1 protein-coding gene is annotated in these 254 nt (G+C 31.9%); it reads right to left on the bottom strand.

Translation table 11 applies throughout. From position 1 onward, the window contains the following. On the bottom strand, nt 1-254 hold a 254-nt coding region (locus ACPYOJ_RS35965; RefSeq protein WP_481420474.1), incomplete at both ends, for a hypothetical protein.

The raw sequence follows: 254 nt of genomic DNA, 5'->3' as shown, positions 1-254 counted from the left end.
GACAAGTAGGAGTGGATTTTTTCAAGATCGGTCTTTTTTATCTTTTTGGGAATAAAAAGAGCTTCATACATATTTTTATCATCAAATTCGATGCTTGCTGTATTTTTATTGTTTTCCGACTTATGTGCAGACCCAAGGTAGGAAAAAATGCTTGGCTTTTTCTTAAGCGCAATAACTTTGTCACTGTTGTTTTTTTTGAAAGAATTGTTATTAAGTTCAGCAATAATGTCCTTGTTATACCAGATATTCTCATC

The organism is Rhizobium sp. SVR5-9E (assembly GCF_056755095.1).
Note: the sequence above shows the minus strand (reverse complement) of the source record. Positions and strands in the feature narration are given on the sequence as shown.